Origin of the sequence: Rhodococcus sp. RDE2 (assembly GCF_020885655.1) — a bacterium.
In the GTDB taxonomy this organism is placed as follows: domain Bacteria; phylum Actinomycetota; class Actinomycetes; order Mycobacteriales; family Mycobacteriaceae; genus Rhodococcus; species Rhodococcus pyridinivorans.
In genome coordinates this window covers 420932-441800 of record NZ_AP025186.1, presented here as the reverse complement: position 1 = coordinate 441800, position 20869 = coordinate 420932, and the positions used below count along the sequence as shown (strand labels likewise).

The 20869-nt window shown below is 69.1% G+C and carries 21 protein-coding genes; 5 read left to right on the top strand and 16 right to left on the bottom strand.

Going from position 1 to position 20869, the window contains the following annotated elements; translation table 11 throughout:
* Nucleotides 1-4: 4 nt before the first annotated feature.
* The 10 genes from LPH33_RS02055 to ssd form a co-directional block, all read right to left on the bottom strand.
* Entirely contained in the window at nucleotides 5-952 is a 948-nt protein-coding gene (locus LPH33_RS02055; protein WP_088898784.1) for an ABC transporter permease, read from the bottom strand.
* On the bottom strand, nucleotides 952-1875 hold the full coding sequence (locus tag LPH33_RS02050) for an ABC transporter permease (protein WP_016693248.1): 924 nt from the start codon (nucleotides 1873-1875) through the stop codon (nucleotides 952-954). The genes LPH33_RS02055 and LPH33_RS02050 overlap by 1 nt, the downstream gene beginning before the upstream one ends.
* Nucleotides 1876-1956: 81 nt before the next feature.
* Nucleotides 1957-3570 (bottom strand): peptide ABC transporter substrate-binding protein, encoded by a 1614-nt coding sequence (locus tag LPH33_RS02045; RefSeq protein WP_229566888.1) that lies wholly within the window; start codon nucleotides 3568-3570, stop codon nucleotides 1957-1959.
* A gap of 444 nt (nucleotides 3571-4014) precedes the next feature.
* Nucleotides 4015-4374, bottom strand: coding sequence for an Rv3654c family TadE-like protein (locus tag LPH33_RS02040; protein WP_229566887.1), 360 nt, complete (start codon nucleotides 4372-4374; stop codon nucleotides 4015-4017).
* Nucleotides 4371-4745, bottom strand: a complete 375-nt coding sequence (locus LPH33_RS02035; RefSeq protein WP_229566885.1) for a TadE family type IV pilus minor pilin — start codon at nucleotides 4743-4745, stop codon at nucleotides 4371-4373. Before LPH33_RS02035 ends, LPH33_RS02040 begins: the two co-directional genes overlap by 4 nt.
* 9 nt (nucleotides 4746-4754) lie before the next feature.
* Entirely contained in the window at nucleotides 4755-4973 is a 219-nt protein-coding gene (locus LPH33_RS02030) for a DUF4244 domain-containing protein (RefSeq protein WP_229566884.1), read from the bottom strand.
* Between the two features lie 46 nt (nucleotides 4974-5019).
* Nucleotides 5020-5595: a type II secretion system F family protein gene (locus LPH33_RS02025; protein WP_229566882.1), complete on the bottom strand. Its 576-nt coding sequence runs from the start codon at nucleotides 5593-5595 to the stop codon at nucleotides 5020-5022.
* On the bottom strand, nucleotides 5592-6395 hold the full coding sequence (locus tag LPH33_RS02020; protein ID WP_229566881.1) for a type II secretion system F family protein: 804 nt from the start codon (nucleotides 6393-6395) through the stop codon (nucleotides 5592-5594). Before LPH33_RS02020 ends, LPH33_RS02025 begins: the two co-directional genes overlap by 4 nt.
* The gene (locus LPH33_RS02015) at nucleotides 6392-7564 is read right to left on the bottom strand and encodes a TadA family conjugal transfer-associated ATPase (RefSeq protein ID WP_088898790.1); all 1173 of its coding nucleotides are present in this window, start codon (nucleotides 7562-7564) and stop codon (nucleotides 6392-6394) included. The genes LPH33_RS02020 and LPH33_RS02015 overlap by 4 nt, the downstream gene beginning before the upstream one ends.
* Nucleotides 7561-8631: a septum site-determining protein Ssd gene (gene ssd / locus LPH33_RS02010; RefSeq protein ID WP_229566879.1), complete on the bottom strand. Its 1071-nt coding sequence runs from the start codon at nucleotides 8629-8631 to the stop codon at nucleotides 7561-7563. Before ssd ends, LPH33_RS02015 begins: the two co-directional genes overlap by 4 nt.
* A 344-nt stretch (nucleotides 8632-8975) precedes the next feature.
* Here ssd and LPH33_RS02005 point away from each other — a divergent pair, with 344 nt between their 5' ends.
* On the top strand, nucleotides 8976-9830 hold the full coding sequence (locus LPH33_RS02005; RefSeq protein ID WP_420714472.1) for an HAD family hydrolase: 855 nt from the start codon (nucleotides 8976-8978) through the stop codon (nucleotides 9828-9830).
* Nucleotides 9831-10280: 450 nt separating this feature from the next.
* On the opposite strand, the gene LPH33_RS02000 is transcribed toward LPH33_RS02005, so the two are convergent.
* Nucleotides 10281-11030 carry a hypothetical protein gene (locus LPH33_RS02000; RefSeq protein ID WP_026061360.1) on the bottom strand — a complete coding sequence of 250 codons (750 nt, stop codon included), beginning with the start codon at nucleotides 11028-11030 and terminating at the stop codon, nucleotides 10281-10283.
* Nucleotides 11031-11228: 198 nt separating this feature from the next.
* Here LPH33_RS02000 and acs point away from each other — a divergent pair, with 198 nt between their 5' ends.
* On the top strand, nucleotides 11229-13160 hold the full coding sequence (gene acs / locus LPH33_RS01995) for an acetate--CoA ligase (protein WP_016693237.1): 1932 nt from the start codon (nucleotides 11229-11231) through the stop codon (nucleotides 13158-13160).
* A gap of 68 nt (nucleotides 13161-13228) precedes the next feature.
* Here the strand turns inward: acs and LPH33_RS01990 are convergent, their stop codons facing one another.
* A complete protein-coding gene (locus LPH33_RS01990; RefSeq protein ID WP_229566877.1) occupies nucleotides 13229-14599 on the bottom strand; it encodes an MFS transporter in 1371 nt (456 codons plus the stop codon).
* A gap of 201 nt (nucleotides 14600-14800) precedes the next feature.
* On the opposite strand from LPH33_RS01990, the gene nhaA reads away from it, so the two are divergent.
* The 3 genes from nhaA to LPH33_RS01975 are packed head-to-tail and all read left to right on the top strand — an operon-like array spanning nucleotide 14801 to nucleotide 17482.
* Nucleotides 14801-16015, top strand: a complete 1215-nt coding sequence (gene nhaA, locus LPH33_RS01985) for a Na+/H+ antiporter NhaA (protein WP_026061359.1) — start codon at nucleotides 14801-14803, stop codon at nucleotides 16013-16015.
* Nucleotides 16015-16530 (top strand): phage holin family protein, encoded by a 516-nt coding sequence (locus LPH33_RS01980; protein ID WP_016693234.1) that lies wholly within the window; start codon nucleotides 16015-16017, stop codon nucleotides 16528-16530. Before nhaA ends, LPH33_RS01980 begins: the two co-directional genes overlap by 1 nt.
* Before the next feature lie 16 nt (nucleotides 16531-16546).
* The gene (locus LPH33_RS01975) at nucleotides 16547-17482 is read left to right on the top strand and encodes an alpha/beta fold hydrolase (protein ID WP_160876047.1); all 936 of its coding nucleotides are present in this window, start codon (nucleotides 16547-16549) and stop codon (nucleotides 17480-17482) included.
* 27 nt (nucleotides 17483-17509) lie between these two features.
* Here LPH33_RS01975 and marP read toward each other — a convergent pair whose 3' ends face one another.
* From marP to nth, 4 genes are read right to left on the bottom strand one after another with little or no spacing between them, the layout of a single operon-like run.
* A complete protein-coding gene (gene marP / locus LPH33_RS01970; protein WP_016693232.1) occupies nucleotides 17510-18697 on the bottom strand; it encodes an acid resistance serine protease MarP in 1188 nt (395 codons plus the stop codon).
* Nucleotides 18694-19392, bottom strand: coding sequence for an NUDIX hydrolase (locus LPH33_RS01965; RefSeq protein ID WP_016693231.1), 699 nt, complete (start codon nucleotides 19390-19392; stop codon nucleotides 18694-18696). The genes marP and LPH33_RS01965 overlap by 4 nt, the downstream gene beginning before the upstream one ends.
* Nucleotides 19389-20060 (bottom strand): TlpA family protein disulfide reductase, encoded by a 672-nt coding sequence (locus LPH33_RS01960; protein ID WP_088898795.1) that lies wholly within the window; start codon nucleotides 20058-20060, stop codon nucleotides 19389-19391. The genes LPH33_RS01965 and LPH33_RS01960 overlap by 4 nt, the downstream gene beginning before the upstream one ends.
* Nucleotides 20061-20064: 4 nt before the next feature.
* On the bottom strand, nucleotides 20065-20859 hold the full coding sequence (gene nth, locus LPH33_RS01955; RefSeq protein WP_016693229.1) for an endonuclease III: 795 nt from the start codon (nucleotides 20857-20859) through the stop codon (nucleotides 20065-20067).
* Nucleotides 20860-20869: the final 10 nt, after the last annotated feature.

The window sequence follows — 20869 nt, the reverse complement described above, 5'->3', positions numbered from 1 at the left end:
TGCGTCAGCTCCGTTTCGGGTCGAGCGCATCGCGCAACGCATCACCCATGAGAATGAAGGCCAGCACCGTGACCGACAGGAAGCCTGCCGGGAACAGCACCAGATGCGGCGAGGTGGAGAGATAGTTCTGGCCCAGATTGATCTGCAGACCCCAGGACATGGCCGGCATCTGCAGGCCGATACCGAGATACGACAGCGCTGCCTCGGCCGCGATGAACGTACCGACGGCCACGGTGGCGTAGACCAGTACCGGGGTCAGGGCGTTCGGGAGGATGTGCCGGACGAGGATGCGGAAGGTCGACGCGCCGAGCACCTGCGCCGCCTGGACGTACTCGCTGCCCTTGACGGCGATGACCGACGACCGCACCAGACGCATCGCGGTCATCCAGCCGAAGGCGATCAGCGCCATCGCGACCGTCAGGGCCGTCCTCTCGCTGGTCACGGTCAGCAGCACGAGCGCGCCGAGCAGGAGCGGGATGCCGAAGAAGACATCGGTGAACCGCGCCAGCACACTGTCGAGGATTCCTCCGAAATATCCTGCCAGCGAACCGATCAGGATGCCGATGACCAGCACGCCGATGACTGCCAGCAGACCGATGGACAGCGACACGCGGGCGCCGTAGACGACGTTGGCGTAGTAGTCACAACCCTGCAGATCGGTTCCGAACCAGTGCTGTGCGCTCGGCGGGAGGCGGGTGTCCGACAGGTCGCAGGCCCGCGGATCGATCCCGCGGGCGAACACCTGCGGCACCACCGCCATCGCGACGAGGACGATGGTGATGACAGCTCCGAACCAGAAGAACGCGCTGCGGCGCAGCTTCTTCCACGCGTTGCCCCACAGACTCGCCTGGCCGACGAGTTCGACGGCCTCACCGGTCACGACATTTCCCGGCTCGCCTTCCTGCACGGCGTGCTGGCGGGCGGCCTCGGCGTTATTGGAATCCATCACCACTACTCGTATCTGATCCGTGGGTCGAGGAAGGCGTACAGCACGTCCACGACGAGATTGAAGAAGATGTAGAAGAAGACCATCAGCGTGACGATGCCGACGACCACTGCACCTTCCTGGTTCTGCACAGCGTCGAAGATGGCGCGGCCGAGCCCGGGAATGTTGAACACCGACTCGGTGATGATCGCGCCGCCGAGCAACGCGCCGATGTCGGCACCGATGAACGTCACGACCGGGATGAGGCTGTTGCGCAAGGCATGCCGGGTCACGATGCGGCTGTATCCGACGCCCTTGGAACGGGCGGTGCGGATGTAGTCGGCCGCCATCGACTCCGAGACCGCGGTGCGCGTCAGTCGCGCCACGTAGGCCATCGACAGGGATGCGAGCACCAGGCCGGGCAACAGGTAGCTGTACCAGCCGTCGTTGATACCGGCGATCGGGAACAGACCCAGCTTGTATCCCAGGACGTACTGCGAGACGAAGCCGAGGACGAACACCGGGATCGAGACGAGCAGCGTCGACGAGACGAGCACGAGGTTGTCGAAGAAGGAATTGCGGCGCAGCGCTGCGAGCACACCGGCCGTGACACCGATGAGAATCTCGAAGACCACGGCCACCGCGGTCAGCTGGATGGTGACCGGCAAGCGCTGCGAGATGGTGTCCAGCACCGGCCTACCGGAGAAGTCGGATCCGAAGTCGCCCTGGAACAGTCCACCGACGTACTTGATGTACTGGACGAAGAACGGATCGTCCAGGTTGTACTGGGCGCGGAGCTGCGCCACGACAGCGGGAGCGAGCGGGCGATCGCCCGCCAGCGCGCGAATGGGATCGCCCGGAAGGGCGTAGACCATCGCGAAGATGAGGAACGAGGCGCCGATCAGGACCGGAACGGTCAGCAGCAATCGGCGCGTGATGAAGCGACCCACTGGGTTCTCCTATACGGAACAGAACGTCCTACGCGGGTGGTGGGGTGTCCCGTCTGCGCGGGACACCCCACCACTCGTCACTCAGCCGACCGTGACCTCTTCGGTCACGATGTCTCCGAACGCGTCGATCTTCACGTTGTCGACCCGGTCGCTCGTCACGGCCTGGTTCAGTCCGTAGAAGAGCGGCGTGGCGGGCATGTCGCGGAACAGGATGTCCTCGGCACGCTGGTACTCCACCGTGGCGTCGTCGAGGGTGTCGGCGTTGTTACCGGCCGACAGGGCCGCGTCGAACTCGGGGTTGCTGTAGAAGGTCATGTTCGACCCGGCCGGCGGCATCGCGGCCGTGCTGTAGACGGGCGCCAGGAAGTTGTACAGCGACGGGTAGTCCATGATCCAGCCCATCCGGAACGGACCGGTCATGCCCTTGTCGTCCTGCAGCGGCAGGTACTGCGCGAACTGCAGGTCGCCGCGAAGCACGTACTCGACACCGAGGTTGCTGCGGAACTGGTTGCCGATCGCGGTCATCCACTGGTCGTGCCCGGCTCCGGCGTTGAACCACAGATCGACCGGCCGACTGCGATCGAAGCCGGCCTCGTCGAGAAGCTTGTTGGCCTGCTCGACGTTCAGCTCGCACTTGGCGCCGCAGGCGTCCTCGCGGTAGCCCTCGACGACGGGCGACCCGAAGGAGGCCGCCGGCGTGCGGGTGTCGGTGAAGATGGCCGTAGTGATGGCCTGACGATCGATCGCCATCGAGAATGCTTCGCGGACACGGGGATCGGCGAAACGCTCGTCGTAGGTCGGGAACGAGAGCGCGGTGATGTCGGGGCGGGCGCGCTCGACGTAGCGATCACCGAACTGGTCGCGGGCGGTGGCCCAGGCGTCCGGCGGCAGATCCAGCAGCACGTCGAGGCCGCCCGCCTGGACGTCGGTGAAGGCGGTGGTCAGCTCGGTGTAGACCTTGAACTGCACGCCCTCGGCCTGCGCCGGGTTGTCGCCGGCGTAGTCCTCGTACTTGGTCACGGTGAAGCCCTGACCGTCGACGAAGTCCTCGTCGGCCTTGAACGGGCCGTTGCCGATCGGACGGCGACCGAACGCCTCGGGGTCGTCGAAGAACACCTCGGGCAGAGGGTAGAACGCGGTGTACCCGAGGGTGACCGGGAAGATCGCGAACGGTTCCTTCAGCTCGACGGAGATCGTCGTGTCGTTCACGGCCTCGAGGCCCGACATGGTGGTCGCGGCGGGCTCGGCACCGTCGGCGGCCTGCAGCTCGTCGTATCCCTTGACGTTCTCGAAGAAGTACGAGGCGCCGTACGCGTTGGTGCTCAGAGCGGTGTAGTTCCACGCGTCGACATACGACTTCGCGGTGACGGGAGTTCCGTCGTGGAACGTCCAGCCCTCGTTCAGTTCGATGGTCCAGGTCATCTGGTCCTCGGACTCGACCGATTTCGCGACGCCGGTGTACTCCACCTCGCTGGTCTCGTCGTTGTAGCGCACCAACGGCGTGAACAGCGACTTGAGGACCTGATTGCCCTCGCTCTCGGTGGTGTTGCCCGGAACCAGCGGGTTCTCGGGCTGCATGATGTGCAGGCTGTAGACGCCCTCGGCACCGGAAGCACTGCCGCCCCCACATGCCGCGAGCAGGCCGGCAGCCACGAAGCCTGCCGACACGGCCGCGATTACGCGCTTGACCCTCAAGATCGATCCTCCCTCAGTTCCCGCGGGACGGGGTCGCCGTCCGCGCAGGCCGCGATGGTCCGCGGTGTCGGTGTGGGCCACAGTGCGAACGATGTGCAGCCCGGAATGTCGGAGGACTCTAGACACACTTCGAGAGTCCGTCACGCGGCGTCCCCGATCGGGGGACCGGAAAAGAACGAACGAAATACCTTCGTAATCGGACAGGAACACACGTCGCCTGCCGGATACGTCGATGTGAAAGGGTTCCGACCACGGAACCGACCCTCATCCCCGCACTACATCCGCTCCCGCACCCCTTACCGCTGCCCGACCGGGAACCGGAATTGCTTCGTCCACCACCACTGTGTCCACAATCGTCTATGACGACCGTCACACATAATAAGCACAGGTAAGCAACGAGCGCGAATCCGCTGGATACGGCCGCGAGCGACCCGCCGACGGGCCTCATCGGGCAGGACCGGCTCGCGCGACGGCCGTCGCCTCCTTACCGCCGAAGAGGGCCGACACCGCAGCGGTAACCTCGACGACCGCGTCCCACTCGTCGATCTCGCAGCGCCGCAATCGCACTCGCATCCGCGTGGTGATCACCTCGCTCGCCTCGCAGGCCTGCACGACCCCGCGGTCCAGCGCCGAGGCGACCGCCACCGCCGCCAGGTCGGCTGCCGCCTGCGCACGATGACGTGCGACGACGACCGACCCGACGTGCAGCAACGTGGCCGTGATCGCGATGAGGCCGGCCATCACGGCGCAGCCGATCACACTCGCGCTCCCGTCGTCGCCGAGGAGGGACGGGCCCGACCTCATCGGGTTCCTTCCGGCTCGCGCACCGCCACCGTCTCGGCCGTGAGAGTCAGCAACGGGAGCAGCGGGCTCTCCGCGGTCACGACCGCCACGATCAGATCTCCCTCCTCGCGTACCGCCACGCGTGCGTCCGGAGGCGCGACTCGCGTGGCCACCTCGACCGCCCTCGCCTGGTCTCCCCGCGCGGCGAGGCGGGCGGCTTCACGGGCGGCGTCATGGCACCGCACCTGGTACGCGATGCCCAGCACCGCACCGAGGCACAGCACGAGCACCGTGACCAGGCTTGCGACGGCCAGAGCCGCTTCGACGGTGACCCCGCCTACGTCCTCACGAACGAAGGCGCGTAACCAGCGTCGTCCGAGCATCTTTCGCATGCGTCGGCGTCACACCGCCGTGTTCAGGGCACGCTCGACGATGCCCGTCAGCGCGGACACGATCGAATCGCCGGTCACCACGGTGTACAGCACCGCCCCGAAAGCCGCCGCCGCAATGGTCCCGATCGCATATTCCGCCGTCGACATGCCGTCGTCCTGCACGACGAGCCCGCCGAGACGACCACGCAGGCCACGTGCGAGCCCTGCGTCCGGTGTTCGTTTCTCCATCTTCCGTCCCTCCTATCCGTGCGGCGCGGACCGTCCGCGCCGACGTTCACATCAGCCCCGCACCCAGGACGTCCCGCGCCAGGCCGACGACGACCGGCACGATGCCCAGGCACACGAAAGCGGGTAGAAAACACAGACCGAGCGGCCCGCTCACGAGTACTCCGGCCCGATCGATCTCGGCGGCCACCCGGTCCTCCGTCTCGGCGCGATGCCGGACCGCGAGTTCGGCGACGGTGTCCGACAGGGGCGCACCGGATTTCGCGGATCGCCGTGCCGCGCGGGCGAAATCGTCCAGCGCGTCGACCGCTCCCGAACCTCCCCACGCATCGGCCGGATCGGCTCCGAGCGCCAGTCGGTCGGCGCCTCTCCGCAACGCCGCCGCGAGGTCGGGTGGAGCGGACTCCGCGACGACCCGCGCCGCAGAGCCGGCGGGCATCCCTGCGCGCAGGCACGCCGCGAAGAGATCGAAGGCGGCGGGAAGCGCGTGCGGGTCGGTCTCGGGTGTAGTTGTATCCGCTGCGGCAGCAAGGGTTCTCGTGGAGAACACGCGGGTGGTTCCACGAGGGGTCGGTGCGACGACGAGAGAGGCCGCTCCCAGCAACACCGTCCACGTCGCGCTCATGTCCCCACCCGTGCCGCGATCCGGTCCGTCCACAGCAGACCCGCACAGACCAGCGCCGTGCCGACCACGAGCATGACGCCGCCGAGACCGCCGGCGAGAAGGATGCCGAGTGGAGCAGCGCCCATGAGTTGCCCGAGTCCCACCCCGAGCACCGGCAGTCCCGCCAGGACCGTCGCCGTGGCCCGCGCGCCGGCGAGACCGGCCTCCGTACGGGCACGGATCCGCATACGCGCGGCGAGATCGACCCGCGCGGCCCCGAGCAGTTCGGCGAGAGCGAGACCGTGGCGGTCGGAGACGGCCCACGCATCGGCGACACGACCCAGACTGTCGGCGACACCCCCACCGTCCGACGATGCTGCGGCCGAACGTAGTCCGTGTGCCGCCGACCCGCCGAGTCGCGCCCGGGCCGCAGCGACCCGGAAGGCACCGGCGACGGGCCCGGCCGTCTCGCGGGCCGCCGTCTCGCACGCGTCGGCAGGATGCGTCCCCACCCGCAGATCGGCGATCACGGTGTCGAGTCCCGACAGCAACATCCGTCGCTGCCGATCGAGCTCCGCAGCGCGTCGCCGAGCTCGGCGACGCCACACCGCGGTCATCGTGACGGTCGCGCCGGCCACGGCCGGCGTGATTCCCGCCCACACCACAACCGTCGCGAGCACGACGACCATCACCCCGACGACGAGGGCGCGCGGTATCGGGCGCGGCGCCGCGTCGGGCACCCCGCGTCGCAGTCGACGGCGGGCCGAGGACGAGGGCAGGACGAACAGCGCCGCCGCGAGGCACAGGAGCGTCGCGTTCACGGTGTGTCCCGTCGACGCAGGATCCGCTCGAGGGCATCCATGCCGTGCTCGTCGCCCTTGTCGTGGGTCCACGCGGGTGTGACGATCACGCCCGCGACGGGGTCCCGCTCGACCACACCGATCCCCACGAGACGGCGCACTCCGTCGCTGCCCCGGTGGACGTGCAGGATCACCTGCACCGCTGCGACGAGCTGGCTGTGCAGCGCCGCCCGGTCGAGACCGCCGAGCGCGGCGAGGGCCTCGAGTCGCGCGGGCACCTCGTCGGGCGAATTGGCGTGCACGGTCCCGGCACCACCGTCGTGACCCGTGTTCAGCGCGGTCAGGAGATCGACGACCTCGGCGCCTCTCACCTCGCCGATGACGATGCGGTCCGGGCGCATCCGCAGCGCCTGCCGCACGAGATCGCGGACGGTGACCTCGCCGACGCCCTCCACGTTGGGTGCCCGTGCCACGAGGCGCACCACGTGCGGGTGGGCCGGGACCAGTTCGGCGGCGTCCTCGACACAGACGATGCGTTCGGTCGGGTCCACCGCGCCGAGCAGCGCCGCGAGCATCGTCGTCTTGCCCGCACCCGTACCGCCCACGACGAGGAAGGCCAGGCGCGCGCGGACGATGCGGAGCAGCAACCGGTAGGCGGCCTCGGAGATCGCACCGCGATCCCGCAGCGACTCGAGCCCCTGGGTCGCGGGTCGCAGCACCCGCAGCGACAGGCACGTCCCGGCCTGCGCGACCGGGGAGAGCACCGCGTGCAATCGGACGCCGAACTCACCGTGCCCGGGCAGTCTGCCGTCGACCCACATCTGGGCGTCGTCGAGTCGACGCCCGGCGAACAGTGCCAGTCGCTGCGCGAGTCGTCTGACCGCTGCCTCGTCGGGGAAGGTGACCTCGGTGAGGTGCAGCCCGTTGCCGCGATCCACCCAGACACGGTCGGGAGCGGTGACGAGCACGTCGGTCACCGCCGGGTCTGCCAGCAGATCCTCGAGCGGACCCGCGCCGGTCAGTTCGGTCTGCAGATGTCGCAGTGCCGCAAGCAGATCGGAGTCCCCGAGCACTCCCCCGGATTCCGCGCGCAGGGCCGCAGCGACGCGGGCCGACGTGAGCTCACCGGTCTCGTCGGCCAGCCGGTCGCGGACCCGCGCGAGGAGGTCGTCCCCGAGGATCCCGGTCATGCCGCACGTCCCGGGCCGTCGCGGTCGGCCCCGACGGCCGCCAGCACGTCGTGCGCCGCACCGAGCAACGGTGAGCGCGGCCGCAGCCGCAGCCCTCCACGTTCGAGCATCTCGGTCAGGCCCGGCTCGGGACGCATCGAGGTGAGCACCTCCAGGCCCACGGCGTCGGCCACGTCGACGGCCCGCAGGCCGCCCGGTGCAGGTCCGCGGACGACGACTCCGGCCGGCTCGCCCCGCGCCGCGAGCGTGCGGGCGACCCGGGCAGCGGAGAGCACCGCGCCGATCCGGGCCGGCACGACGACGACGGTGAGGTCGGCCAGTGCGATCACCACGTCGGCGACGGGGTCGAAACTGCGCCCCACATCGCAGACGACGATGGCTCCCGCTCCGCGCACCCCGTCGACGACGGATTCTGCGGCGACGGGGGTGAGCCGATCGGTGTTCTCACGGTCGGTGGACAGGACACCCACCCCGGATGCCCACACGGGCACGGCGTCGCGCAGGGCACGCGCGGAGACCCGTCCGCCGTCGACGGTGAGACCGGACCACCGCACTCCGGGACGCTCCTCGAGACCGGTGAGGACGTCGAGTCCCGCGCCGAACGGATCCGCGTCGACGAGCAGGGTGTCGCGTCGTTCGTCGTGCCCCGCGGCCCAGGCCAGCGCGGCGGCGAAGGTCGACGCGCCCGCTCCCCCGCATCCTCCGACGACCGCGAGGACGGTGCCGGTACCGCTGGAGGGTTCGTCGGCGGACGCGACGATCGAGAGCAGTTCCACCTCCTCGGACGGGAGGGCGAGGACGTGTTCGGCGCCGACGGTCGCGGCGGCCTGCCAGTCCGCCAGTCCGGCCGTTTCGCTGCACACGAGGATCACGCCGGGGCGGCGGGGATATCCGGCCGCACATGCCGCTGCCGCGGACGCGTCGACGACGACGATCGCCGCGTCGGTCCACGCCCTGCGGGGCACCGGCACGGACATCTCGTGCAGTGTGCGGTCGGCCGCCGCGACCACGCGACGGAGGTCGGCGAGCAGCGCGGGATCGTCGACCAGTCCGAGGATGTCGTTCATGCCCGACAGGCTGCCCGGCTGCGGAGTCGTGAGTGTCGCGGAAACGGCCTCGGAAGCCACGTCTGTGGATGGATCGGGGGCCTGTGGACAACCCGGCCGTGCACACCCTCGTCGTACCTGTGCGCAGGTCGGCGGGTGTAGAAGACAGTACGAAGACGTGTGGGAAAGGACCTCATACAAAGCGACAGCCCTCGCCAGGGGGGAGGAGGCGAGGGCCGTCTGCGTTCAGCCCCGGGGGGTCGGGCTAAACACAACCCGAGTATCGACCCGGGCATTCGCGATAGTACACCGTTAGGCGTGACTGCTTGCAACTTCAAACACCGGCGCGGCGCGCCCCTATTGTGGTGATCGTGACCGACACGTCCGTGAACCCGTCCCGACCGGCCCCGTCGACGGGGGACTCACCGGACTCGGCTCGCATCGCAGCGTTCTTCGATCTCGACAAGACCGTCATCGCCAAGTCGAGCGTGCTGGCGTTCACCCGGCCGTTCTTCGAGGAGGGTCTCCTCAGCCGCCGGGCCGTGCTGCAGAGCACCTACGCCCAGCTGCTCTACCTGTTGTCGGCGGCCGATCAGGCCCGGGTGGACCGGATGCGCGAACACATCGCGCACATGTGCAAGGGATGGGATGTCGAGCAGGTCGGATCGATCGTCGAGAAGACCCTGCAGGACGTCGTGACACCGCTCGTCTACGCGGAGGCGAAGGATCTGATCGCCGATCATCGGGCCCGCGGTCACGACGTGATCATCGTGTCCGCGTCGGGCCAGGAGGTGGTGACTCCGATCGCCCGGACACTCGGTGCCTCCCACAGCACGGGGAGCCGGATGCGGATCGTCGACGGCCGGTACGCCGGCGAGCTCGAGTTCTACTGTTTCGGGGAGGCGAAGGCGGTCGCGATCCGCGAGCTCGCCGAGCAGTACGGCTACGACCTCTCCCGCAGCTACGCGTACTCCGATTCGGCCACCGACCTGCCGATGTTGCTCGAGGTCGGCAATCCGCGCGCGGTCAACCCCGACCGCCCACTGCGCCGAGCGGCGACCGAAAACGGTTGGCCCGTGCTCACTTTCGCTCGCCCGGTACCGCTCGGACGTCGCGCCCGTCCGTCGCCGCGTGCCCTGGCGACGCTCGCCGCCACCCTCGGCGCGACCGCACTGATACTGGGTGCCACCCGTCGACTGGCCAAGCGCCGGATGCGTTGACACTCAGGGTCACTCGCCGCGAGATCGAAAACGAAGCATTGCCGCGGGGGGGCTTGCCGACATCTCGCGGACGGGGTAGAAAGGAGTTACGGAAGGACGGAAGGCCAAGACCGAATCGGAAGAGAAGATTCGATCTCCCGACTGTTCTTCCCAGCACGGACACCGAGTACCCACGCGAAGCCGATGCCACTATAAGGGCACGAGTGTTGTGGGCCTGCGAGTTCCGGATTTTCGAAGACGAGTTCCCCGCACCCGTTGCGAGGACGAATCGACGATACCCGGATCATCGCCGAGGCCGTTGAATCACAACCCATTTCAGCACGCATGGTAACTCGGACCGCCCGTGCTAGCGGGTGGCGGAATCGATCTCGATCGATATGCCACCCGCTTTCGCGTGCAGGGGGTTTCGCGCCTCGGACTCGGTTCGGCCGGCGAAGCCCCACCCGGCACTCAGCCGGCGAACGCCTCGGCGATCGAGCCGGCCTCCCGAGCCCCGGCCTCGAGCGACCCGCAGCAGAAGAGCACCCAGCCGCCGACGCCCTCCACGGTTCCCGCCCCGAATCCGGCGACCCCGTCGCGGTAGGCCTGCAGCCGGCGCATCCAGTGGACCTCGGGTACGCCCAGATTGCGCGTGTCGAGTCCGGACGCGACGCACACGAGCCGGGACGCGGCCCGCGCGACGATGCCGTCGGCGACACCGAAGGGCTTCAGAACGGACAGTTCACCGTGCACGACCGCCGCGAGAACCGGCGCCGGCGCGTTCGTCCCGCCGGTGACGAGTTGCGCGAGCCCGTCGAGACGCTCGGCGACCCCCGGTTCCGTCCGCGGACGACCCAGTTCCTCGGCGTCCTCCACCAGATCCGCGGCGGCAAGCAGGTGCAGGCGGGCGAGCGCCTGCAGCGGGGCACGTCGCCACGTCGCGACCATGTTGCCGAGCGCGTCGCCGTCCAGCGACTGCGCAACCCGCAGCGCTCCGGCCAGGATCGGGTCGCCGCTCTCCCCCGGCTGCGGAAGTTCCATCGACCCGCCGTCGATCGACGCCGAGGCGCGGGCGGCCCGCACCGACGCCTCCGCGGCGGTGTTCGCCCAGCCACGCCGATTGGTTCGATGACGATGCACCTCTGCGAGCGCGTCGCGGGCACGGTCGGCGGCGTCGCGTACGCCCGGAAGGTCGACGAGAGGCTGAAGAGGGTCGGTCACGTCGACGACGGTACCGGCGCGGATGCGGTGGACGGACGAGAGGTTCACCGGTCGCGTCCGAATGCCGTTCGTCGCGCGAATTCGACCGATGAGCGAAAGTGACGGGGTTGCATATCGATGCAACGGTGCGGCGCCGGTCACAGATGATTACGCTCACAAGAGCCCGAATGGAACCATCCCGGAAAGAGGCCCCGCATCATGACGAGCGCAGCCCAGGAGCACGAATCGAAGGCGTACCCGCCGAGCCCGGAGTTCACCGCCACGGCCAACGCCGGTCCGGAACTGCAGGCCGCGGCCGACGCCGATCGGCTCGGATTCTGGGACGAGCAGGCGAAACGACTCGACTGGGCGGAGCCCTGGACGGAAGTGCTCGACTGGTCGAACGCTCCGTTCGCGAAGTGGTTCGTCGGCGGCAAGCTCAACGTCGCCTACAACTGCGTCGACCGGCACGTCGAGGCCGGTAACGGCGATCGGGTCGCCATCCACTTCGAGGGCGAGCCCGGCGACAGCCGGTCGCTGACCTACAACGACCTCCTCGCCGAGGTCTCCCGCGCTGCGAACACCTTCACCGAGCTCGGCCTCGTCGCCGGCGATCGCGTCGCGATCTACATGCCGATGATCCCCGAGGCCATCGTCACCATGCTCGCGTGCGCGCGCCTCGGCCTGACCCATTCGGTGGTCTTCGGCGGCTTCTCGTCGTCGGCGCTGCGGTCGCGCATCGACGACGCGCAGGCCAAGCTGCTCGTCACGGTCGACGGCCAGTGGCGCCGCGGCCAGGCCGCACCACTCAAGACCGCCGCCGACGAGGCCGTCGCCGACGCGAAGTCGATCGAGCACGTGCTGGTCGTCGCGCGCACCGGCATCGACGTCGAGTGGACCGAGGGACGCGACCTCTGGTGGCACGAGACCGTCGAGAAGGCGTCGCCGGAGCACGAGGCGCAGCCGTTCGACTCCGAGCACCCGCTGTTCATCCTGTACACCTCGGGCACCACGGGTAAGCCCAAGGGCATCATCCACACCTCGGGTGGCTACCTGACCCAGGCGTCGTACACGCACCACTACGTCTTCGACCACAAGCCGGGCAAGGACGTCTACTGGTGCACCGCCGACATCGGCTGGGTCACCGGTCACAGCTACATCGTCTACGGACCGCTGAGCAACGGCGTCACGCAGGTCGTCTACGAGGGCACCCCCAACTCGCCGAACGAGCACCGGCACTTCGAGATCATCGAGAAGTACGGGGTGTCGATCTACTACACCGCCCCGACGCTGATCCGCACGTTCATGAAGTGGGGTCGCGAGATCCCCGACGCCCACGATCTGTCGTCGATCCGTCTGCTCGGCAGCGTCGGCGAGCCGATCAATCCGGAGGCGTGGCGGTGGTACCGCGAGGTCATCGGCGCGGATTCGGCACCGATCGTCGACACCTGGTGGCAGACCGAGACCGGCGCGATCATGATCTCGCCGTTGCCCGGCATCACGGCCACCAAGCCCGGCTCCGCGATGGCGCCGCTGCCCGGCATCTCGGCGAAGATCGTCGACGACGAGGCCAAGCCGCTCGGCGCGGGCGGTAACGGCTACCTGGTGCTCGATCAGCCGTGGCCGGCGATGCTGCGCGGCATCTGGGGCGACGACCAGCGTTACCGCGAGACCTACTGGTCGCGCTACGAGGATCAGGGCTGGTACTTCGCCGGCGACGGTGCGCGTTACGACGACGACGGAGCGCTGTGGGTGCTCGGCCGCGTCGACGACGTCATGAACGTCTCCGGTCACCGCATCTCCACCTCGGAGGTCGAGTCGGCGCTCGTGTCGCACCCGTCCATCGCCGAGGCCGCGGTCGTCGGCGCGGCGGACGAGACCACCGGTCAGGGCATCGTCGCGTTCGTGATCCTGCGCGAGCACGTCGAGAACACCGGCGACACGCTCATCAAGGAACTGCGCGATCACGTCGCGGTGGAGATCTCCCCGATCGCCAAGCCACGCCAGATCACGGTGGTGCCGGAGCTGCCGAAGACCCGCTCGGGCAAGATCATGCGCCGCCTGCTGCGCGACGTCGCCGAGGGTCGCGAGCTCGGCGACACCTCGACGCTCGTCGATCCGGCCGTCTTCGACGCCATCCGCGGCAAGTAGTCCCGAACGATGCGAAAGGCCCCTTCCGGATCGATCCGGGAGGGGCCTTTCGCGGTCGGTACGACTGACTACACCTCGTCGAGCGACCGGTCGCGCGTCTCCTTGACGACGAGCAGCGCCACGAAGGTCGTCGCCGCGGCGATGAGCAGGTAGATGCCCACCCAGCCGACGCCGTAGCTCGTGGCGAGCCAGGTCGCGATGAACGGGGCGACGGCGGCACCGAGGATGCTCGAGACGTTGTAGGAGATCCCGGAGCCGGTGTAGCGGACGTTCGTCGGGAACAGCTCGGGCAGGATCGCGCTCTGCGGCCCGAAGGTCAGACCCATGAGCAGCATGCCGACGATGAGGAAGAACAGCATGCGGCCGGAGCTCATGCCGTCGCTCGACAGCAGGAACTGGAAGCACAGGCCGAACACCATGATCGCGCCCGTGACGACGAGCAGGGTCGAGCGGCGTCCGTAGCGGTCGGCGAGCCATCCGGCGAGGGGCACGGCCGCGGCGAAGAACAGCACCGCGACCAGCTGCAGCACGAGGAAGTCCGAGTACTGGAATCCGGCGCCGTGGCCGCCTTCGGCGGGGGTCTTGCCCGTTCCGAAGCTCAGGACCCAGGTGGTCATGATGTAGAAGAGCGTGTACGTCGCGAGCATGACGAAGGTGCCGATGATCAGCTGCCGCCAGCTGGTCTTGAACACCTCGGCGAGAGGCGTCTTGACCTTCTTGCCCTCGGCGACGGCCTTGGCGAAGACCGGCGTCTCCTCGAGCTTGAGCCGGACGTACAGACCGATGATCACCATGATGGCGCTGAGCAGGAACGGGATGCGCCAGCCCCATTCGAGGAAGGCGCTCGACAGGTCGGGATCACCGTTGTCGTGGCCGAGCGTCAACGTGATGATCAGGAACAGGCCGTTGGCGCCGATGAAGCCGATGGGTGCGCCGAGCTGCGGCCACATCGCCGCCCAGGCGCGCTTGCCGGGTTCGGCCGTCTCGGTGGCGAGCAGCGCCGCCCCCGACCACTCCCCACCGAGACCCAGACCCTGGCAGAAGCGCATGAGCGCCAGCAAGGCCGGTGCGATGAGTCCGGCCTGGTGGTAGGTCGGCAGCAGGCCGATGAGGAAGGTCGCGATGCCCATCGTCAGGAGTGAGCCGACGAGGGTGACCTTGCGGCCGATGCGGTCGCCGAAGTGTCCGAAGAGGACGGATCCGACCGGGCGGGCGACGAAGGCGATACCGAAGGTCGCGAGGGAGGCGAGCAGCGCGGTCGTGCTGTTGCCCTGCGGGAAGAACAGGTGCGGGAAGACCGAGACGGCGGCTGTCGCATAGATGTAGAAGTCGTAGAACTCGATGGACGTGCCGACCATGCTGGCGACGACGATGCGCCGGCGAGGAACGCCTGCGACGAGCGAGGAACCCCCGTCCTCCACTCCGACCGATGTGCTCACTGAACCATCCCCATTACTCCACTCACATTCTGAGACCGAATCCCATTTACTAGGAAAAGTGAACACCCGAGTTTCCGCCCACCGCAAATCGGACACTCCTACGGACGCCCTCCGTCCGGCGTTAGACTCTTCCCCGGTGTGCCGGGAAGTCTGGTCGGCGACGGTTCGCCCGTGCCCGTATCCGCCCAGCGAAAGACGCCCGTGTCCGACACTTCCTCCGTTACCTGGACCAGTTCCCTGAACCGCTATCTCCGCGCCGAGACGGTCGGCGGTTCACTGCTGCTCATCGCCGCGGCGATCGCGCTGATCTGGATCAACTCCCCCTTCGGCGACTCCTACACCGCCTTGCGCGACTTCGAGATCGGGCCGGAGTTCCTCCATCTGCACCTGTCGCTCGGGACGTGGGCGAAGGACGGACTGCTCGCCGTCTTCTTCTTCGTCGCCGGCCTCGAGCTCAAGCGCGAACTGGTCATCGGTGAACTCGCCGACCGCAGGAAGGCGATCCTTCCGGTCATCGCGGCCTGCGGCGGTGTGCTGCTGCCGGCCCTCATCGCCGCCGCCGTGGGTTGGGGAACCCCCGGCATGGACCGGGGCTGGGCGATCCCGGTCGCAACCGACATCGCCTTCGCTCTCGGCGTGCTCGCACTCACCGGTTCGCGCATCCCCACCAGCGCCCGGGTCTTCCTGCTGAGCCTGGCCGTCGTCGACGACCTGATCGGCATCGCACTCATCGCGATCCTGTTCACCTCCGGCCTCGCGCTCGGCTGGATGGTCGCCACGGTGGCTGCGGCAGCGGCGTACTGGTTCGCGCAGAAGCAACGCATCACCACCCCGTTGCTGTACGTGCCGCTCGCGCTGTTCACCTGGTACGCGATGCACAGCGCCGGCATCCACGCGACCGTCGCCGGGGTCCTTCTGGGCCTGCTCACCCGCGTCCGCACCGATCCCGGGGAGGACTACGGGCCCGCCGAGCGACTCGCCCACCGCCTCCAGCCGTGGTCGGCAGGTCTGTGCGTCCCCATCTTCGCGTTGTTCGCCTCGGGTGTTCCCATCGGCGCCGAGATGCTCGGCAACGTCTTCACCGAGCCCGTCGGCCTCGCCATCGTCCTCGGTCTGCTCGTCGGCAAGACCGTCGGCATCTTCGGCAGCACGTGGGTGGCCATCCGCTTCCGGGTCGCGACGAAACCGACCGGGCTGCAGTGGGGCGACGTCTTCGCCCTCGCCGTGCTCGGCGCGATCGGATTCACCGTGAGTCTGCTGATCACCGAGTTGTCGCTGACCGGAGACTCCGCCGAGATCGCCAAGGCCGCCGTGCTGGTGACATCATTGATCGCCTCTCTCCTCGGGTCGGCGCTACTGTTACGGCGTGGGCGCGCCCACCGCCAACGGAACGAACCAACCGAAGGGGTCGAGTAGTGAGCGTGACGAACGCGAATCGTCCGGAGAACGGAGTCCCGTCGAGCATCTCGGGCATCCCGTTGACGAAGGTGGACGCTCCGACACCCCGCGATGCCAGTGTGGGCGAACTGGTACGCGACGCCGCGACGCAGCTGTCCACGCTGTTCCGCGCCGAAGTCCAGCTCGCCAAGGCCGAGGTGACCGGTGAGGTCAAGAAGGGCGTGCAGGGCAGCCTGTTCTTCATCCTCGCGCTCGCCGTGCTGACCTTCAGTTCGTTCTTCTTCTTCTTCTTTCTCGCCGAACTCCTCGACGTCTGGGTGGCGCGCTGGCTCGCCTTCCTCATCGTCTTCCTGATCATGCTGGTGGTGACGGGCCTGCTGGCCCTGATCGGCTACATGCGGGTCCGCAAGTTGCGCGCGCCCAACAAGACCATCGACTCGCTCAAGCAGACCGCGTCGATCCTTCCGAGCAGCCAGGACGGACACGACGCCGACGGCCCGCGCCACGCCGCGCCGCGTCACGCCACCCGCTGACGAACCGGAACCGTCAGTGCCCGTCCCCGACCCGTCCACGGTCCGGTATCCCGGACCGTGGACGCATCGAGACATCCACGCCAACGGCATCCGCTTCCATGCCGTCGAAGCCGGCCCGCACGACCCGGACACACCGCTCGTGGTGTTCGTGCACGGCTTCGCCGACCTGTGGTGGTCGTGGCGTCACCAGCTCACCGCCTTCGCCGATCTCGGCTACCGGGCGGTCGCGGTGGACCTGCGCGGTTACGGCGACACGGACAGGCCGCCGCGCGGATACGACGGCTGGACGCTCTCGAACGACATCGCGGGACTGATCCGCGCCCTCGGGCACACCGAGGCGATCCTCGTGGGCCACGCCGACGGCGGCCTCGTGTGCTGGGCGACCGCGGTGCTCCATCCCCATGTCGTGCGGGCGATCGCGGTCGTCGACTCCCCGCACCCCATCTCGCTGCGCGATGCGACCCTGCGCGACCACGCGCAACGCAAGGCCCTGCTGCCGACCTTCCTCGCCTACCAGCTGCCGTGGCGTCCCGAACGGAAACTGGTCCGCGACAACGGCCTCGAGATCGAACGGCTGCTGCGCGTGCGGTGCGGCCCGGACTGGCGACGCACCGACGAGTTCGCCGACGTCGTCGACCGGCTGCGCACCGCGATCCGCATCCCGGGCACGGCGCACCTGACCCTCGAGTACCAGCGCTGGGCGTTCCGCAGCCAGTGGCGTCCCGACGGTCGCCGCTTCATGAAGGCCATGGACGTCGAGCTCACCCTGCCGATCCTGCAGCTGCACGGCGCGCTGGATCCCTACGTGCTCGCCGCGACCCTCCGACGCTGCGTGCGGCACGCCCCCGGACGGATCCTGAAGTTCGTCGACGGGGCCGGCCACTACGCCCATCAGGAGAAGCCCGACGCGGTGACGGCGTTGCTCGCCGACTTCGTCCGCAGGCTCGACTGACCTGCCCGTCCGCCGGACGGGCAGGCGTCAGACGATGCACGCGCCGGTCGCGACCGGCTGATTCACTCCGGCCATCTCCAGCTGCCGGCTGACCTCTGCGGCGGTGAGAACGAAACCGGTGTCGGTGTCGTCGACCGCCGCGCCGAAGACCATGCCGAGGACGCTGCCGGACGGATCGACCAGCGGACCACCCGAGTTGCCCTGCCGGATCGTGCCGCGCACCGTGTACACCTCGCGTTCGACGGTGCCGCCGCGGTAGATGTCCGGGCCCTGCAGGTCGAGCGTCTCGCGGATGCGCGCCGCGCTCGCCGTGTACGGGCCACCGCCCGGGTAGCCGAGCACGATCGCGTCGTCACCCGACTCCGCCGGCTCCGGCGCGAAGCCCAGCGGCTGCGCAGTCAGTCCCGGCACCGCGAGGATCGCGACGTCCACCTCCGGGTCGAACAGCACGACGGTCGCTTCGAGCGGACCGCCCTCCGTATCGACGGTCACCGCTGCGGTTCCGGCCACGACGTGCGCGTTCGTCATCACCCGTTCGGGCGCCACGACGAAACCGGATCCTTCGAGCGCCTTCTGGCAGCTGGGGGCGACGCCGTTGATGCGCAGCACGCTCGTCTGCAGCCGGGCGGGCACCGATCCTTCGAGGAGACCACCGTCGGGTGCCTCGACCTCGGCGATCGGGGTGCGTCCGAACGGCCCGATCACCTCGGGCAGACCCGAGGTGTCGAGCAGCGCCGAGAACTCGTTGGGGATCGCGCGCATCCAGTCGGGGGCGACGTCGTCGACAGTCCCCAGCACCTGGGATCCCCGCACGGCCGCGGAGACGGCGGGCTGGGTCGTGGCGGTCAGTGGGATGGCGAGCAGCCACGCGGCGACGAGCACCGCGACCGACTGCAGCCCGGCACCGACGACGCTGTCCACCGCCCGCGCGCCCGGACTGTGGATGCCGCTGCGCGCGGCGCGTCCGAGCACCATGCCGGCCACCTCGCCGATCACCACCAGCACCACGATCAGTGCGATCCCGGCGAGGATGCGCATGCGCGCGTCGTCGATGTGCACGAGCACGTGCGGGGCGATGAGGATGCCCGCGACCGCACCGAGCAACACGCCCAGGAAGGCGAGCGCCGAAGCGACGGCTCCCTGCCGGAGCCCGGAGGACGCGGCGATCAGGACGATCACCACGATGATCAGATCGATCCAGCCCGATCCGGTCATGATTCGACCACCCCCGTCTCCAGTTCGGCGAGTACGACGTCGAGGTCACGGACATCGTGGTGATCCCACTCGATCTCCCACCCCGACACCGCGAACAGACCCGCGAGAACGCCCGCGGTGAAGCCCCAGACCAGCATCCCGTCCACCTGGAAGGCCGGGCCCTGATAACCCAGCCGGTGCCGGACCTGGAAACGGTTGTCGGGGTCGAGCAGCTCGTGCAGCGACACCCGGACCACGCGGGTCGCCTCCTGCGGATCGACGACGCCGACGGGGCTCGGGGTCTCCCAGTAGGCGACCACGGGGGTCACGTCGAAGCCGGAAGGCGGGATGAACAGTTCGGGGAGCACGGCGAGCGGCCGGATCCCGGACGGATCCAGGCCGGTCTCCTCCTCCGCTTCACGCAGTGCGGTGTGGATGGCGCCGTAGTCCTCGGGATCGGCGGCGCCTCCGGGGAAGGCCACCTGCCCGCTGTGCTGCCGCAGGGTCGCGGCGCGCTGGGTGAGCAGGACGTCGGCATCGGCGGGAAGTCCGCCGCGGGCCATCGGATCGGCCTCCGGCGACCCGCCGAACAACACCAGCACCGAGGCCTGCCGCACCCGCGCGTCGCGCGGGGCGCGGCGGTTCAGGATCGGGTTGAGACCGTGCGGGTCGGTGGGCGAGACCGAGGCGACGCGCCGGAGCCATTCGGGGATCATGCGGCCACCCCCAGGTGCTCCTCGACGACCGAGGCGACCTCGTCGGCCGACCGGAACGGGATCGGGAGCACCGCGGCGACCGATCCGTCGGCGCGGAGCAGCACCGTCACGGGAAGGACGGCGGGCGCGCCGACCGCGGCCTGCACGCGTCCCGAGCCGTCCTGCACACCCGGCAGGTGCACGCCGTAGTCGGTGAGCCGGCCGAGGGCGTTCGACTCGTTCGGGTCGGTGTGGACGGTGACGACGGTGACCTCCTCGCCCACCCGGGCTGCGTAGTCCTGGAGAACCGGTAGTTCCTCGGCGCAGGGAGCGCACCACCAGGCCCACAGGTTCACCACGGCGGGTTTTCCGGCGAGGGCGGCCGCGAGGTCGACGGGAGATCCGTCGCCCACGCACTCGAAGACCAGCCCGGCGAGCGGACCGGCGGGAGCGGGCGAGGACACGCCCGGCTGCGGGCACGGATCCAGTGCGGCGTTCTCGCGCAGCGGGGCGAGGGCCTGCGCGTCGTCCTGGGGCCGGCGGTCCACGGGTGCGGCCGAGGGAGTGGCCGGTCCCGAACCGGTGGCCGGTGGCGGGTCGCTGCGGTCGCGCGGCCAGATGGCGACGATCAACGCGATGACGACGACGAGGGCTGCCAGGCTCCAGCGGCCTGCTGTGGAAGGACGCACTCCGTCACCGCCCGGCCAGCTCGAGCAGGTGCTCGGTCTCCGGTCCCTTCACCAGCGCGGCCGCGGTCTGCGGATCGGTGGGCCCGGTCCCGTAGGAGGGGCAGTCCTTCGCGAGGACACACACCCCGCATGCCGGCTTGCGTGCGTGGCACACGCGCCGACCGTGGAAGATCACGCGATGGGACAGCAGCGTCCACTCCTTGCGCTCGATGAGCGCACCCACCGCGTGCTCGATCTTGACCGGATCGGTCTCGTCGGTCCATTCCCAGCGACGCACGAGCCGCTGGAAGTGGGTGTCGACCGTGATACCCGGCACATCGAAGGCGTTGCCGAGGATGACGTTGGCGGTCTTGCGGCCGATGCCGGGCAGCGCGACGAGATCCTTCAGGCGGGCCGGAACCTCACCGTCGTGCCGCTCGAGCAGAGCCTGACCGAGGCCGATGAGCGAGTTGGCCTTGTTGCGGTAGAAGCCGGTCGAGCGGATGTACTCCTCGAGCTCGGCGCGGTCGGCCTCCGCGTACGCGCGGGCGTCGGGATACCGGGCGAACAGAGCGGGAGTCACCTGGTTGACCCGCACATCCGTGCACTGTGCCGACAGGATCGTGGCGACGGCGAGCTCGAGCGGATTCGTGAAGTCGAGCTCGCAGTAGACGTGCGGGAAGGCCTCGGCGAGGCGTCGGTTCATCCGTCGTGCGCGACGGACGAGCGCCAGTCGCGACTCCGGTCCGCGAGCCTTTCCGTTCACTCGGCGCGGGGCCGTCTCGGGGCTCTCGGACTGGGTGGCATGCACCTGATCCACTCTACGTAAA

Coding starts and splice junctions, on each gene's coding strand:
- LPH33_RS02040 (WP_229566887.1), bottom strand. CDS start 4,374: ATGAGGTCGGGCCCGTCCCTCCTCGGCGACGACGGGAGCGCGAGTGTG.
- LPH33_RS02035 (WP_229566885.1), bottom strand. CDS start 4,745: ATGCGAAAGATGCTCGGACGACGCTGGTTACGCGCCTTCGTTCGTGAG.
- LPH33_RS02030 (WP_229566884.1), bottom strand. CDS start 4,973: ATGGAGAAACGAACACCGGACGCAGGGCTCGCACGTGGCCTGCGTGGT.
- LPH33_RS02025 (WP_229566882.1), bottom strand. CDS start 5,595: ATGAGCGCGACGTGGACGGTGTTGCTGGGAGCGGCCTCTCTCGTCGTC.
- LPH33_RS02015 (WP_088898790.1), bottom strand. CDS start 7,564: ATGACCGGGATCCTCGGGGACGACCTCCTCGCGCGGGTCCGCGACCGG.
- ssd (WP_229566879.1), bottom strand. CDS start 8,631: ATGAACGACATCCTCGGACTGGTCGACGATCCCGCGCTGCTCGCCGAC.
- acs (WP_016693237.1), top strand. CDS start 11,229: ATGACGAGCGCAGCCCAGGAGCACGAATCGAAGGCGTACCCGCCGAGC.
- marP (WP_016693232.1), bottom strand. CDS start 18,697: ATGACCGGATCGGGCTGGATCGATCTGATCATCGTGGTGATCGTCCTG.
- LPH33_RS01965 (WP_016693231.1), bottom strand. CDS start 19,392: ATGATCCCCGAATGGCTCCGGCGCGTCGCCTCGGTCTCGCCCACCGAC.